This is a genomic window from Aeromonas finlandensis (assembly GCF_000764645.1).
GTDB lineage: Bacteria > Pseudomonadota > Gammaproteobacteria > Enterobacterales > Aeromonadaceae > Aeromonas > Aeromonas finlandensis.
In genome coordinates, this window is sequence record NZ_JRGK01000021.1 from 13885 (window position 1) to 29155 (window position 15271).

General features: G+C 61.7%; 11 protein-coding genes and 2 tRNA genes. 8 read left to right on the plus strand and 5 right to left on the minus strand.

All coding sequences use genetic code 11. The features are described from left to right. Positions 1 to 17 precede the first annotated feature (17 nt). A complete protein-coding gene (locus LD28_RS0101685; RefSeq protein ID WP_033135304.1) occupies positions 18 to 479 on the plus strand; it encodes a hypothetical protein in 462 nt (153 codons plus the stop codon). A 439-nt stretch (positions 480 to 918) separates the two neighbouring features. Here the strand turns inward: LD28_RS0101685 and torA are convergent, their stop codons facing one another. Further along, the gene (gene torA, locus LD28_RS0101690; protein WP_033135305.1) at positions 919 to 3399 is read right to left on the minus strand and encodes a trimethylamine-N-oxide reductase TorA; all 2481 of its coding nucleotides are present in this window, start codon (positions 3397 to 3399) and stop codon (positions 919 to 921) included. Positions 3400 to 3422: 23 nt separating this feature from the next. Further along, a complete protein-coding gene (locus LD28_RS0101695; protein ID WP_033135306.1) occupies positions 3423 to 4553 on the minus strand; it encodes a NapC/NirT family cytochrome c in 1131 nt (376 codons plus the stop codon). A 276-nt stretch (positions 4554 to 4829) separates the two neighbouring features. On the opposite strand from LD28_RS0101695, the gene LD28_RS0101700 reads away from it, so the two are divergent. From LD28_RS0101700 to LD28_RS0101710, 3 genes are all read left to right on the plus strand, one after another. Continuing rightward, positions 4830 to 6797, plus strand: coding sequence for an ATP-binding protein (locus tag LD28_RS0101700; protein ID WP_033135307.1), 1968 nt, complete (start codon positions 4830 to 4832; stop codon positions 6795 to 6797). 55 nt (positions 6798 to 6852) lie between these two features. Then, on the plus strand, positions 6853 to 7350 hold the full coding sequence (locus tag LD28_RS0101705) for a response regulator (RefSeq protein ID WP_033135308.1): 498 nt from the start codon (positions 6853 to 6855) through the stop codon (positions 7348 to 7350). Between the two features lie 67 nt (positions 7351 to 7417). Next, positions 7418 to 9394, plus strand: coding sequence for a DNA topoisomerase III (locus LD28_RS0101710; RefSeq protein WP_033135309.1), 1977 nt, complete (start codon positions 7418 to 7420; stop codon positions 9392 to 9394). A 101-nt stretch (positions 9395 to 9495) separates the two neighbouring features. On the opposite strand, the gene LD28_RS0101715 is transcribed toward LD28_RS0101710, so the two are convergent. Further along, a complete protein-coding gene (locus tag LD28_RS0101715; RefSeq protein WP_033135310.1) occupies positions 9496 to 10851 on the minus strand; it encodes a TrkH family potassium uptake protein in 1356 nt (451 codons plus the stop codon). After that, a complete protein-coding gene (locus LD28_RS0101720) occupies positions 10848 to 11501 on the minus strand; it encodes a potassium channel family protein (protein ID WP_033135311.1) in 654 nt (217 codons plus the stop codon). Before LD28_RS0101720 ends, LD28_RS0101715 begins: the two co-directional genes overlap by 4 nt. A gap of 127 nt (positions 11502 to 11628) precedes the next feature. Here LD28_RS0101720 and murB point away from each other — a divergent pair, with 127 nt between their 5' ends. Both murB and birA read left to right on the plus strand, forming a co-directional pair. Beyond that, positions 11629 to 12666 carry a UDP-N-acetylmuramate dehydrogenase gene (gene murB / locus LD28_RS0101725; RefSeq protein WP_033135312.1) on the plus strand — a complete coding sequence of 346 codons (1038 nt, stop codon included), beginning with the start codon at positions 11629 to 11631 and terminating at the stop codon, positions 12664 to 12666. After that, complete coding sequence (gene birA / locus LD28_RS0101730) at positions 12663 to 13628, plus strand: bifunctional biotin--[acetyl-CoA-carboxylase] ligase/biotin operon repressor BirA (protein ID WP_033135313.1); 966 nt, start codon at positions 12663 to 12665, stop codon at positions 13626 to 13628. The genes murB and birA overlap by 4 nt, the downstream gene beginning before the upstream one ends. Positions 13629 to 13708: 80 nt before the next feature. Here birA and coaA read toward each other — a convergent pair whose 3' ends face one another. Continuing rightward, entirely contained in the window at positions 13709 to 14647 is a 939-nt protein-coding gene (coaA, locus tag LD28_RS0101735) for a type I pantothenate kinase (RefSeq protein ID WP_033135314.1), read from the minus strand. Positions 14648 to 14910: 263 nt separating this feature from the next. On the opposite strand from coaA, the gene LD28_RS0101740 reads away from it, so the two are divergent. Beyond that, positions 14911 to 14995 (plus strand) — tRNA-Tyr (locus LD28_RS0101740). Positions 14996 to 15033: 38 nt separating this feature from the next. Then, positions 15034 to 15108: transfer RNA gene (locus tag LD28_RS0101745), tRNA-Gly, on the plus strand. Positions 15109 to 15271: the final 163 nt, after the last annotated feature.

The following is a 15271-nucleotide window of genomic DNA, read 5'->3' on the forward strand; positions in this document are numbered from 1 at the left end:
GCCTGAGGAAGAGAACCATGACCGACGATCCGTGGGCACTGTGTCACCTTGACGATTCGTTTGATGCCTCTGTGCTGGGGGTCAAGGGCGCCCAGATCCAGTGGTTTGAAGACAGGGATGGCCTGATCGCGTTCCTTCTGGAAGATTTTGTCGACCTGCTGGCCGATGTGGGCGAGCTGGAGGAAGATCAGACCGAACAGGCGCGGGAGCGCTTCACCCTGCTGGTGGAGCAGAGCTTCGACGATCGCACCCTGATGGATGCCATCAACGATCTCGCCTCCGGCCTGCGTCGCATCGCCTGGCTGGGTCCGCTCTCGGAGCTGGCCGAGATCAGCGACGAGTTTGCCTCCGGCCTGCGCCGCTACTTCTGGAGCCAGTACGATGGCGACGAAGATGACCCGGATGCCTGGGTGCCGGAAGAGCTCTGGCCCCAGCTGGTGGAGTGCGCGCAGGAGTATATGGAGGAGGGTGATTTCTGACGCTCTGCCCGCTCCTCGCAGTGACAATAGACGGCGCCTTCGGGCGCCGTTTCTATTGGCATCGGGTCGTCATTGGCATCGGGTCGTTGCGGCGATCCGTTATGGCGGTCAGCAAGAGGTGTGGTGATCGGGGGATGGTGTCTGAGGGCAGGTTAGAGGGAAGAGAGGCAGTCATGGGCCGCGTTGGGTTTGGTATAAGTAAAAATCAGGTCATGTTCCGAAAATCCATAAATTCTATTTATGCCGGCAGGATTGGCCCCTGAGCGGGCCTTCGGTGGTGATCGCAGGCCCCGCGAAGGGCTCCGCCGATCCGGGTGGCAGGATGTCACGGAAAAGGGCTAGGCGGATCCCGACCCGCAGCGTCCTTGTCCGGATACCCGTTCCCGGAGATAAAGAAACGGCGCCTTGATGGCGCCGTTTTTATTGGGTGGCAACCGCCTTAGCCGTTGGCCGGTACCGCGTGGGCGGTGTTGGCCAGCAGCGGGCCTGTGTACTTCTCGATCTGCAGCTGGGCCATGTGGCCACAGTTGCCCTGCGCCAGACTGGACGAGCCTTCGTCGAAGGTGAGGCAGTTGACGTTGCCGTTCTTGCAGATGCTGCCCGCTTCGCCCGGTTTGGCCGGGTCATACCATGCTCCTTCGCAGATCCGCACCACCCCCTGGCGCACATCTTCGGAGAGCAGGGCACCCACCAAAATCTGGCCGCGCTCGTTGAAGGCGCGCACCAGATCCCCCTGAGCGATGCCACGGGCCTTGGCGTCGGCGGGATGGATCATGATCGCCTCGCGGTCGGCGATGGCGAACTTGTCCCGCAGCGGGGTGTTGTCGAGCTGGGAGTGCAGCCGCTGGGTCGGGTGGGAGGTGTTGAGCGACAGCGGATAGCGCGTCGCCACCTCGCTCTTCACCCACTCCTTGGGCTCATACCACTTGGGATGGCCGGCACAGTCGGCATAACCCATCCCTGCCACCGTGTTGGAGAAGATCTCGATCTTGCCGGACGGGGTACCGAGCGGGTTGAGCAGCGGGTTCTCGCGAAAATCGGCGTGACGGATCCACTGGCGGTTGGCCTCTGGGATCGGGAAACTGATGTAGTTGTTGGACTCCCAGAACATGTTGAACGGCGGCAGCGCCACGCGGGCACCGCGGGCCTGTGCCGCCATGCCGTCGTACATCTGCTTGAGCCACAGCATCTCGTCCTTGCCTTCGGTGTACTGCTCCTGCACGCCCAGCTTGGCGGCGATGGCGCTGAAGATGTCGAAGTCGTTGCGGGACTCGTGCTGGGGCGGCACGCACTGGTGCATCGGGAACACATAGCGCTGGGAGTAGTCGCCGCCCATCTCCAGATCGTTGCGCTCGTAGCTGGTGGTGACCGGCAGCACGATATCGGCGTGCTTGGCGGTGGCGGTCCAGTAGGGCTCGTGAACGATCACGGTCTGCGGCTTGCGCCACGCCTGCAGCAGGTTGTTGGTGTCCTGATGGTGGTGGAAGGGGTTGCCGCCCGCCACGTAGACCAGCTTGATGTCCGGATAGGTCACCTTGCGGCCGTTGAAGTCGATGGTCTTGCCGGGGTTGGCGAGACAGTCGGCGATGCGGGCCACCGGGATCGGTGCCGGGCTGTTCTTCGGTGCATTGCCGGCGGAGATACCGGCCAGAATGCCGCCCTTGGCGGTGGGGCTGCCACCGGAGGAGTAGTGGTAGCTGAAGCCGTAGCCGCCGCCCGGCAGACCGATCTGGCCCAGCATGGAAGCCAGTGTGACCAGCATCCAGTTCGGCTGTTCGCCGTGCTGCTGACGCTGCATGCCCCAACCGGCCATGATCATGGTGCGCTTGGCGGCCATGTCGAGGGCCAGCTGGCGAATTACCTTGGCATCGACGCCGCAGACAGTGCTCGCCCACTCGGCGCTCTTCGGCTGACCATCATCCTTGCCGAGCAGATAGGCGAGGAACTTGTCGAAGCCGACGGTGTAGCGATCGAGGAAGGCCTGATCGTGCTTCTTCTCGCTGTAGAGGGTGTGGGCCACACCCAGCATCATGGCCACGTCGGTGTAGGCGTTCGGGGCAATCCACTCGGCGCCGACCAGCTTGGCGGTCTCGTTGTAGATTGGATCGATGCTGATGACGCGGGTGCCTTTCTCTTTCAGTGCCTTGAAGCCAGCCTGACCTTCATGGTCCGGTATGTTCCAGCTGTTTTTCAGGGTCACCTGAGCGTTGACCCCCCACAGCACCACCAGTTCGGCGTTCTCCACCACGTTGGGCCAAGCGGTCTGCTGCTCGTACACCTCGATGGAGCCCATCACGTGGGACATGATCACCTGAGCCGCGCCGGTGGAGTAGTCACCGGCATAACCGGTGAAACCGCCGGAGAGGTTCATCAGGCGGTGCAGCAGGGTGCGGCTGTTGTGGAACATGCCGACGCTCTTCCAGCCGTAGGAACCGGCGTGGATCGCCTGCGGGCCGAAATCAGACTGGACGCGCTGGATCTCGCCGGCCACCAGTTCAATGGCTTTCTCCCAGCTTACTCGCACCCACTCATCGGCGCCGCGCAGCTCCGGCTTGGCGCCCGGGCCGTGTTCCAGCCAGCTCTTGCGTACCATGGGGTACTTGATGCGGTTCTTGGCGTGTACCTGGAACGGTGCCATGTCGATGAGATCGTTCGGCGCCGGATCATCGGCCACCGGCTGGACGCGCACCATGCGGCCATCCTCGACGACTGCTTCAAACGCACCCCAGTGGGCGCCGGTCAGAATGCCCTTCTGGGCGGGCACCAGGGTCGGGAACTGGCTCAATGCGGTGCTGATGGCTTGCGCCAGCGCACTCTTGGGAAAAATGCCGCCGAGCAGGGGTAGGGCTGCGCAGGCGCCGAGCCCCTTGAGCAGGTTGCGGCGGGACAGATTGGTCTTCTTGTCGTTGAAAAAAGTCATAACGGTTTTCCTCTGTGCCAGCCTTAGTGGGCCGCGCTCATGTCACTGGCATGTTTCTGGACATACTGGGTCAGCATGCGAGCCTGTTCCGGGGTCAGGGAGGTACGAGATTCCATCCCCTTGATGACGCCGATCCACTGGTTGGCATTGAAGTGATCCAGCGCGGTGAGGCCGTGGCAGCCGGTACAGTTGTTGGACATCAGGGTGGAGGCGTATTGCCACAGCTTGCCCTGATCGCCGATGAGCTGGCTCTCGTCTACCCAGGCGGTCAGGCTGACCTGATGCCAGGTGAGGTTGGTGGCACTGTCGGTTTCGCTCTTGCCGGTGACCAGCGCTTTCTTGGCGGCATCGCCGACCAGCACGCTGAGGATCCGTTTGCCGGGGGCGGCGTAGAACACTTCGCTCACGCCATCCTGCTGCCAGCCGTCGATGCGCACCCGGGCGCGGCCATTCTCCTTGCCCATCATTTCAACCTGAGTGGAGGGCATCAGGGTGCCTTCGTCGGTCTTGGCGCTGGCATCCAGATAGAGCGGGGTGGTGGCAATGGCGTAGCGGGTGGTGACGCTGGCCGGGGTCTGGGCGGCAGCCTGCGCCAGTTCGCTGGCACCGGCAGCAGCCAGACCGCTCATGTCGGGCATGATGTGGGCGACGCCGCGGTGGCAGTCGATGCAAGTCTGGCCATCCTTGATGGCGATGGGGTGCTCGGCACGGGCATTGGGGCGCTGGGCCAGAATATCCATGGCTGCGTAGCTGTGGCAGCTGCGGCAGGTGGCGGAGTCGTTGGCTTTCAGCTCGTCCCACACGTTCTGGGCCATCCGCAGCTTGTGGGCTTCATACTTTTCCGGGGTATCCAGGGTGCCGATCGCCTCGTGATAGATATCCTTCACGGCGCGGATCTTGGTCCACAGATAGGAAGTCGGGTCACCCGGGATGTGGCAGTCGGCACACTCGGCGCGGATCCCCTTGGTGTTCTGGAAGTGGACGCTGCCCTGATACTCGGCCAGCGGGGTCTGCATGGAGTGGCAGGAGACGCAGAATTCGGTGGAGCTGGTCTTGTGCAGCACGGTCACGGTGACGCCGAGGGCGGCGATACCCAGCATGGCGCCCAGCAGCAGGAGCCAGAACCAGGGTTTTCTTATCAGTTTTCCAATCATGGGGGCTGTGTCCTGTGGTCGATGAATACCAACATAGTAGTAGTCACATGGTAGTTATCGGGGGTGCAGGGGGCGTTGACCTCAATCATGATTTGAATTTTAAGATGTGCGTCACATTGTGATTAATGTTTTGTTATTGACCAATTTGACGAATTTAGTTCTGAAATTTATCGATTTAATGATTCTTTTACTTTCTTTTGCCGCTGTTAGCCCCCTCGCAAAACCCCTCCTGGTTCGTTGATATAGTGAGCAGTAAGCCTCTACGGAGTGTTGCTGATGAGCCCTTTCTCCCTGCTGTGTGTCGCTGCCGATGTGCAACTGCTGACGGAATTTGAACAGGAGCTGGCCCCGCTGCTCGGCCATTTTGCGCTGGTGGTGGTGGTCGGTCAGGAGTCGGCGGCGCTGGCCCTCGATGAGTTGGATCGCAAGGGGCAACCCCCGGCCGTGGTGGTGTGCGACAGCGATCTGGGGGATGGCCGTGGCGCTGACCTGTTGATCCGCCTCGGCAGTCGTCACGAGGCGTGCCGCAAGATCCTGCTGGGCAGCCAGCCGGAGATGAAGTCGATCATCGAAGCGCTCAACCTCGGTCGCCTCGACTACTACCTGCAGCGCCCCTGGCGCGATGGCAGCCTGCGCCGCGCCGTCATCGAGCAGGCAAGCCAGTTTGTGCTGCGTCACCCCGAGGCGGATCTGCTGAGCTATGCGACCGTGCTCGATAACCAGCGGCTGCTGCGGGCTCACGTCGATCGCCAGCTGGCCGCCTATCGGCAAGGCTTTATGGATTACACCCGTTGCAGCGATGAGGAGTTGTCGCGGGTGGTGATTGACGGCCTCTACCAGTTTTTCGAAGGCAACGACGAGGCGCGGGTCTGCCGCCACTACAGTCCGGGTCATGTGCTGACCCGCGAGGGAGAGCCCAACAGCTTCCTCTGGTTTATCGCCAAGGGGGAGGTGGTGCTGCGCAAGCGGGACGAGCAGGGGATCGATCAGGAGGTAGTGCACTACCGCACCGGTGCGCTGGTGGGGGGCATGTCCTTCGTGACCGGCGAGCCCGCCTTTACCACCGGGGTGACCCTGACCGGCGCCGAGGTGATCAAGCTCGACAAGCAGCAGTTCTCCCGGGTCATGGAGGCGCGCAGCGAGCTGCTCCCCTCCTTTACCAACCTGCTGCTGCGCCACTTCAACCGCCGCCTGCAAAACAGCATCCGTACCGAGATGCGGTTGCAGCAGACCCTCAACTCCCTCGATGCCGCTCACGCCCAACTGGTGGAGAGCGAGAAGATGGCGATGCTGGGGCAGCTGGTGGCGGGGGTCGCCCACGAGCTGAACAATCCGGTGGCGGCCATTATCCGTGGCAGCGAGACCCTGCGCGCTGCCATCCCCGATCTGGTCAATCTCGAGCTGCCACCCGCCATTAAGGGGCTGGGTAATCAGACCCTCTGTCAGGCGCTGACCGCCCAGCCGGTCTCGACCAGCGAGATCCGTGACAAGACCCGGCAGGCGGAGGGGCGCTTTGGCGATCGCCAGCAGGCGCGGCTGGCGGTGCAGATGAATCTGGATGACGAGCTGAACTGGCAGCGCTGGTTTGCCGGTCGCACCACTGCCGAGCGGGAGGCTCTGCTCTCCCGGCTGGAGCTGTTCCAGCAGACCGGCAGCTTCCTGCGCAATATCGAGGTGTGCGCCCGCCGCATCGGCGATCTGGTCAAGAGCCTCAAGCAGTATGCGCGGCAGGATCGGGCCGAACCCTCGCTGGTGGACCTGCACGAGGGGCTGGAAGATACCCTGATGATTTTCGAGAACCGCCTCAAGCACCATGAGCTCTGCAAGGAGTACCAGCCGCTGCCGCTGGTACGCTGCCACCCCGTCGCCCTGCAACAGGTGTGGACCAATCTGATCGCCAACAGTCTGGATGCCATGAGCGGCCCGGGGCGGCTCACCATTCGCACCGCCCTGCTGGATCCCGAGTGGGTGATGGTGGAGGTGGAGGACAGTGGCTGCGGTATCGAGCCCGAGCTGTGGCAGCGGATCTTCGATCTCAACTTCACTACCAAGCGGGAGGGGCACTTCGGCCTCGGGATTGGCCTTGGCGTCTCGCTACAAATAGTGCAGCAGCACAACGGCCGGATCGAGGTGGCCTCCGAGCCGGGGCGCTACACCCGGATGCGGGTCTGTCTGCCGCTGGATGGCATGGGGCAGGCCAGTTACGGGGGCGAACCCCATCACAATAAGGAGCATGCGGCCTGAGCCGCCATCAGCATCAATCGGCCGGCGTGCCGAGTCATGCCGCCAAGGAGGAGCAATGAACAAACACTATCTGATCCTGTGTGTCGACGATGAGCGGGAGGTGCTGGATGCGGTGATCCATGATCTCGCCCCGTTCCGTTCCCACTTCGAGCTGGAGGCGGCCGAGAGCGTTGATGAGGCGCGCTCGGTGGTGCATGAGTGGGAGAGCGAGGGGGGCAAGCTGGCGCTGATCCTCTGTGACCACATCATGCCGGGGACATTGGGGGTCGATTTTCTGATCGAGCTGAACCGGCGTGCCGCGACCCGGGCCAGTCGCAAGCTGCTGCTGACCGGGCAGGCGGGGCTGGAGGCGACCGTCGAGGCGGTCAATCGCGGCGGACTGCACTACTACCTTGCCAAACCATGGAAGCTGGAGAGCCTGCAAGAGGCTGTGCGCGAGCAGTTGACCGACTACCTGCTGGCGGAGGATGGCGACAACGCGTTTCACTATGCCCCGGTGCTCAATCAGGCGCGGCTGTTTGCCGCCATTCACGACAACCCGTTCGACGAATAGGGGCTGTTGGGCTTTCGCGGCGGCAGTTGTATACTGTCTGCATATACAGTATTGCAGGTAGCCACCGATGCGACTCTTTATCGCCGAGAAGCCCACGCTGGGCCGCGCCATTGCCGATGCCCTGCCCAAGCCCCACAAGAAGGGCGACGGTTTTATCGAAACCGCCCAGGGGGATGTGGTCACCTGGTGCATCGGCCATCTGCTGGAGCAGGCCGAGCCCGATGCCTATGACGCCGCCTTCAAGCAGTGGCGGATGGAGCACCTCCCCATCATCCCTGCCCAGTGGCAGCTGGTGGCCAAACCCAAGACCAAAACCCAGCTCACCGTCATCAAGCGGCTGATCAAGCAGGCCGACTGCGTGGTCAACGCCGGTGACCCGGACAGGGAAGGGCAATTGCTGGTGGACGAGGTGATCGATTTTCTCGGCTACCCGAAAACCAAGCCGGTGCAGCGTTGTCTCATCAGCGATCTCAACCCGCCCGCGGTGCGCCGCGCCCTCGACAAGCTGAGGGACAACAAGGAGTTCGTGCCGTTGGCGGTCTCGGCGCTGGCCCGCAGCCGGGCCGACTGGCTCTACGGCATCAACATGACCCGCGCCTACACCCTGCTCGGGCGCAAGGCGGGTTGCAGCGAGCTGCTTTCGGTCGGTCGGGTGCAGACCCCGCTGCTGGGGCTGGTGGTGCGGCGGGATCTCGAGATCGAGGCCTTCGTGCCCAAACCCTTCTACGAGGTGCTGGCCCATCTGTTGACCGAGAGCAACGAGCGCTTCACCGCCAAGTGGCTGCCGTCCGAAGCTTGTCTGCCGTGGCAGGACGAAGAGGGGCGGGTGCTCAACCGGGCGCTGGCTGACAAGGTGGTGAGCCGGATCAACGGCCAGCCCGCTCAGGTCGAATCGGTGGAGGAGCAGGCCCGCAAACAGGCGGCGCCGCTGCCCTATAACCTCTCCAGCCTGCAGATCGATGCCGCCAAGCGGTTCGGCATGGATGCCAAGCGGGTGCTCGACATTTGCCAGAGCCTTTACGAGCGCCACAAACTCATCACCTATCCGCGATCCGACAGTCGCTATCTGCCGACCGATCACTTCAAGCGGGCCGAACAGGTGCGCAGCGCCATCGCCGCCACGGCGCCCACGCTGGCCAAGGCGGTCGCCGAGGCGGACGGCAAGATCCGCAGCAAGGCGTGGAACGACAGCAAGGTGGATGCCCACCACGCCATCATCCCCACCGAGAAGCAGGGCAACCCCGCTACGCTGGGAGCCGACGAGGCGAAGCTTTATGGCCTGATTGCCCGCCAGTACCTGCTGCAGTTCTATCCCCCGTTCGAATACAACGACAGCAAGGTGCTGCTGCGCATCGCCGGTGGTCTGTTTCAGGCCAAGGCGCGCCGTATTCTCAAGGCGGGCTGGAAGGCGCTGCTCGGGGTGGAAGAGGATGACGACGAAGAGAAGGCGGGTACCCTGCCTGCCCTGAAAGAGGGGGAGCAGCTGCTCTGCGAGCGGGGCGAACTGCAGGAGAAGATGACCCAGCCGCCCAAGTCATTTACCGATGCCACCCTGCTGGCAGCCATGACCGGTATCGCTCGCTATGTGCAGGATCCCGAGATCCGCAAAACCCTGCGCGACACCGATGGCCTCGGTACCGAGGCGACCCGGGCCGGTATTATCGACCTGCTGTTCAAGCGCCGCTTTCTGGTGCGTCAGGGCAAGAGCATCAAGGCAACCCCGACCGGGCGGGCGCTGGTGCAGGCGCTGCCTGCCACCGCCACTACGCCTGATATGACGGCGCTGTGGGAGCAGAGCCTCGGCCAGATCGCCGAGCGTCACGGCAGCTACCAGCAGTTTATGGGGCCGCTCACCGAGCAGCTACACGGCCTGATCGAGGGGGCGCGGCAGGACTCTGGCGCCAGCTTCAGCGCTCTGCCGAAGGAGGCGCCGGGTGCCAGCAAGCGGCGCTTTACCAAGCGCAAGAGTCCTGCCGCTGGTGGCGCAGGGGCGGCGGTTCGCAAAGGGGCGGGCAAGCGGCCAGCTAAAAGCAAGGCGGCATAAGCTCGCTGCGGTGTCGCAGGTGGAAAACCGGAAAAGAGAGAGGGGCCAATGGCCCCTCTCTTGCTGTTGGTTGCTCGCTCGGTTTGTTGGCGCGGTGGCCGTTAGCCGGTGTAGACGCTCTCTTCCGGATACTTGATGCGGGTCTCGCTCGGGCGAGCCAGCATAAAGGCCAGGGTGAGCGGGCCGAGACGGCCGCAGATCATCACCAGCACCAGAATGAACTTGCCCGGGCTGCTCAGGCTGGGGGTGATACCGGTGGAGAGGCCGACGGTGGCAAATGCCGAGATGGTTTCGAACATTATTTTGTCGAACGGCAGGGCATCGGTGATCATCAGCAGGAACATGAAGAGCATCAGCACCATGGTACTGACGATGATGATGGCCAGCGAACGGGTGACGATCTGGGGCGACAGGGTGCGGCCAAAGGCGGTGACGTGAGGGCGCTTGGTCAAAAACGCCTTGGTCGCCAGCAGCACCACCGCAAAGGTAGTGACCTTGATACCGCCACCGGTGGAGGTTGCCCCGGCACCGATAAACATCAGCATCATCATGAAGAGCAGGGAGGCGGGCACCATCTGGCCGATGTCGATGGAGTTGAAACCGGCAGTACGGGCGCTGGCTGACTGGAAGAAGGCCGCCAGCAGCTGGCTGCCAATCCCGGCGTTGCCAAACGTGCCCGGGTTGTTGTGCTCCAGCAGCCAGAAGATCACCGTCCCCAGCAGCAGCAGGGCGGGCGTCGTCAGGAGCATCAGCTTGCTGTGCAGTTTCAGTTTGCGCCAGCTGCGTTTGCGCACCAGATCGACGATGACGGTAAAGCCGATCCCCCCCAGGATCAACAGGCCCGCGATGGTCAGGCAGATGAGAGGGTCATTTTGGTAGCTGATCAGGTTGTTGGCAAACAGTGAAAAACCGGCGTTGTTGAAGGCCGAGACTGCGTGGAAGAAGCTGACGTAAAGGCCGCGGCCCCAGCCCATCTCGGGTACCCAACGGATAGCCATCAGTCCGGTGCCGATTAACTGGGCAATGAAGGCGAACAGCACGATACGTTTGACCAGCTGGATGATGTTGACCGAGCCCTCCTGCCCCAGTGCCTCCTTGGCCAGCACTTGCTGGCGCAAGCCGACCCGTCTGCTGAAGATAGCGATCAGCAGCAGGGTCATGGTCATCTGGCCCAGACCGCCGATCTCCATCAGCATGATCAGGATAATTTGGCCCTGCAGGGTGAACGCGGTGCCGGTATCCACCACCCCCAGACCGGTCACGCAGATGGCGGAGGTAGCGGTGAACAGGGCGTTGATAAAGGTGACTTCACCATTGTGGCTGGAGGGCTGCACCAGAAAAACGGCGCCAATCAGCAGGATGAGCAAAAAACTGCCGAGGATCTGTTTGGCCTCGCTCCAGCGGGAGTCGTCCTCTCTCGGGAGGGCAAAGGCGAAGTGGCGACGCCCAAGGGTCATAGTGTTTCCAGCCAGTGGTCGATGGCGTGTTTGTTGCCCGCCAGAATGAGGATGTCTCCCAGTTGCAGCTCCATCTTGCCGGTCAGCACGTTGTGCAGCACCTCACCGCGCTTGATGGCGAGCAACTGGAAATCGCTCTGTTGCAGCAGGTGGAGATCTGCGAGCGCCTTGCCATTTTGCGGCAGACCGATAACGAACTCGGTCAGCACCATGTCGTGACCCAGCTCCAGATAGTCGAACAGCCGGTTATCCAGCATGCTCTGGGCGACCCGGCGCCCCATGTCCCACTCCGGGTTGATCACCTTGTCGGCACCGACCTTCTGCAGGATCTTGGCGTGAAACTTGTCACGCGCCTTGACCCACACCTTCTTCACCCCCGCTTCCTTCAGGACGAGCGTGGTGAGGATACTGGTCTCCAGGTTGTCACCGATGGCGACAAAGACGATATCGAAATTGGCCAGTCCCAGTTCGGCCACGGTGGCCTCGTCGGTGGCATCCGCCACGACAACATGGTTGCAGAGGGTGGCAATTTGCCGGGTCTTGCTCTCGTCGATGTCGATGGCCAGCACTTCGGCATCCTGCCGCTGCAGCTCTTCACAGAGGGCGCTGCCAAACAGGCCAAGGCCGATGACGGCAAACTGGTTGTTCATGAGTTATTCCTCAACAGTAGAAGTTGCCTACTCTAAACCACTGTTATTCGCGCGAAAAGAGCTCAGATTTTTCGTCATTGACCAACTTGAGGTAGACTGCGCCCTTGCACCAAGCCGGGATAAACCGATGAAACTGAATGCCAACGCCTCCTTGTTGAATCTCAACACCCTTGCCCTCGATGCTCACTGCCTCTGGCTGGCCGAGGTGGAGCAGGTTGCCGATCTGGCAACCCTGCGTGCCGATCCGCAGCTGAGCCAGTTGCCTCGCCTCAATCTGGGCGGCGGCAGCAATGTGCTTTTTACCACCGATTTTCTCGGTCTGGTGGTGCTTAACCGGCTCAAGGGCATCGTTGTGGAAGATGGCGGCGAGCACTGGTTGCTCCATGTGGCGGCAGGTGAGGATTGGCATCAGCTGGTACGTCACGCTCTGCAGCAAGGCTGGCACGGGCTGGAGAATCTGGCGCTGATCCCCGGTACGGTCGGTGCCGCGCCGGTGCAGAACATCGGTGCCTACGGGGTCGAGCTGGCGGACTTCTGCGCCTATGTCGAGGCATTCAACTGGCAGAGTGGCGAGGTTGAGCGGATCGCGGCGGCAGAGTGTCGCTTCGGTTATCGCGACAGCATCTTCAAGCATGAGTATCAGGATTCCCACCTGATCACCGCCGTCGGGCTCAAGCTGCCCAAGGCGTGGCAGCCGGTGCTGGGCTATGGCCCGCTGGCGGCTCTTGGTGACTCTCCTTCGGCGCAGGCTATCTTCGATACCGTCTGTGCCACCCGTATGGCCAAACTGCCGGATCCCGCCGTGCTCGGCAACGCCGGCAGCTTCTTCAAAAATCCGGTGGTGCCCGCCGCGCTGGCGGAGAAGCTCAAGTCGCGTTATCCGCAGATGCCCTGCTATCCGGCCGGGGAAGGGCAGGCCAAGCTGGCTGCTGGCTGGCTTATTGATCAGTGCGGTCTGAAAGGGTTCGCCATCGGTCGTGCCGCCGTTCATCAGGAGCAGGCGCTGGTGCTGGTCAATCTGGGCGGCACCAGCGCTATGGAGCTGATCGCGCTGGCGGCCCATGTCCGCGACTGTGTGGAGCAGAAGTTTGGCGTAGTGCTGGAGCACGAAGTGCGCTTCATGGGGCCGCAAGGTGAAACCTGGCTCGACGAGGTGCTCTCATGACCCTGACCCCCATCAGGCAGACCCTGATCACCCTGCTCAGCGACGGCCAGTTTCACTCCGGTGAACAGTTGGGTGAGCAGCTTGGCATCAGCCGGGCGGCGGTGAGCAAGCACATGGCTGCGCTCAAGGAGCTGGGGCTGGATCTCTTCAGTCTGACCGGCAAGGGCTACCGGCTGGCGGTGCCGATGGCGCTCTACGATAAAGAGCAGTTGCAGGCGCTGGCGCCGATGGCGCCGGTGCACAGCTTTCCCGTCATCGCTTCGACCAACCAGTTTTTGCTGGATCGGGTCAATGAGCTGCGCTCCGGCGAGAGCTGCCTGGCCGAGTGCCAGACCGCCGGGCGCGGTCGTCGCGGCAAGCCCTGGGTCTCGCCATTCGGTTGCCAGCTGATCCTCAGCATGTACTGGCGGCTGGAGCAGGGGATGGCGGCGGCCATGGGGTTGAGTCTGGCGGTCGGTGTGGCCGTAGTCGAAGCGTTGGAATCCCTTGGCTATCAGGGCGTTGAGCTCAAGTGGCCGAACGACCTCTACTATCAGGGCCGCAAGTTGGCGGGAATACTGGTGGAGATGAGCGGTAGCGCCGGTGCCAGCTGTCATCTGGTGATCGGCATCGGTCTTAATCTGGCGATGCCTGCCCGGGAGGGGGAGAAGATCGATCAGGCTTGGGCCGAGCTGCGCCACATCAATCCGGAACTGGTGGATCGCAATCAGCTGGCGGCCCGGATGATCGTCCATCTGCAGCAGGCGTTGCACACCTTTGAGCAGCAGGGGCTGGCAAGCTTTGTCGATGAGTGGAACCGGCTCGATCACTTTGCCGGTCGCCCGGTGCGTTTGTTGATGGGGGATCAGGAGATCCGCGGCATCGCCCGTGGTATCGACGATCGCGGTGCCCTGCGACTGGAGACAGGGGAAGGGATCAAATTCTATCTGGGGGGCGAGCTCTCCCTGCGCCGGGGCGACTGAGGGCCAGCAAGGCTGCTCATGATGCCAAACAGAAGAGGGGGCCTGCGGGCCCCCTCTGCGTTATCCGGCCAACACAGCCATTATTTGCGCAGCTTGATCTGCTCGATGGCGTGCTCATGGCCCTTGGTCATGATCAGGTTGGCTCGCTCACGAGTCGGCAGGATGTTCTCCTGCAAATTCAGATAGTTGATATCTTTCCAGATGTTGCTGGCGACCTTGGTCGCCTCACTCTCCGCCAATTTGGCGTAGTGGTGGAAATAGGAGTCGGGATCCGAGAAGGCACCGCTTCTGAATTTCAGGAACCGCTCGATATACCAGGTGCGCAGCAGTTCGGCATCGGCGTCCACATAGATGGAGAAGTCGACGAAGTCCGAGACGAAGACCCGATGGGGATCCTGGGGGTAGTCCATGCCGCTCTGCAGCACATTGAGTCCTTCGAGGATCAGGATGTCCGGCTGCTCCACCACCTTCTTCTCATCGGGAATGATGTCGTAGATAAGGTGGGAGTAAACCGGTGCTTCGACCTTCTCGTGACCGGCACGGATATTGGCGACAAACTCCACCAGATGGCGGATGTCGTAGGATTCCGGGAAACCCTTGCGCCGCATCAGGCCGCGCTCTTCCAATACCTTGTTGGGATAGAGGAAGCCGTCGGTGGTGACCAGTTCCACCCGCGGATGTTCCGGCCAGCGCTCCAGCAGGGCCTGCAGAATGCGGGCCGTGGTGCTTTTGCCCCCCGCCACGCTGCCAGCGATGCTGATAATATAGGTACCCTTGCCACGGGACTGGCCGAGGAACTGCTCCAGTACCCGGCTGCGGCGCTGCTTGGCTTTGACATAGAGATTGAGCAGGCGGGAGAGGGGCAGGTAGATCTCTTCCACTTCCCGCAATGACACCTTCTCGTTAATTCCGCGCAGGGTCTGCAGATCGTGTTCGGTCAGGGTCAGGGGGACCGAATCGCGCAATAACGCCCATTGTTCGCGGGTGAATTGCAGATAGGGGTTATGCTCTGTCGTCATGGTGTCATCACTGTTTCTTGGGCACGGCGACCATACACCAAGGGTGGGGGAGCGACAAGGGACGCAGCAGGATTGGCTGGTTTGCCCCTCCTTTTTTGCAAACTTCCCTGCAATAAAGCGCATTTTGCCTGGTTCAATGGTTGCATCCCCCAAATCCTTACAATAAAATGCGCGACGCTTGGATGTCTGTCGTCTTTTTGCCGAGCAAAAGCGATAAAAACAACGGGTGCAAGCAGAATTACCGTTGTGACAATCTGGCATCTGGAGGGGTTCCCGAGCGGCCAAAGGGATCAGACTGTAAATCTGACGGCTCTGCCTTCGAAGGTTCGAATCCTTCTCCCTCCACCATATTTCTCTGCGGTTTGAGTTCTTTGGGTTAGAGAAATGCGGGCATCGTATAATGGCTATTACCTCAGCCTTCCAAGCTGATGATGCGGGTTCGATTCCCGCTGCCCGCTCCAAGATGCTGATATGGCTCAAGCGATACCAAGAGCTACACCCTCGGGTGAGGTCGGCAGTCGAATCTGCCTGTCAGCACCAGCCTCTCTTCCCCACCAGATTCAAATCCATCATATAAACTGTTCTGTGGTTAGCTTGCCACCGCGTACTCAGCGTTAGTTTAGA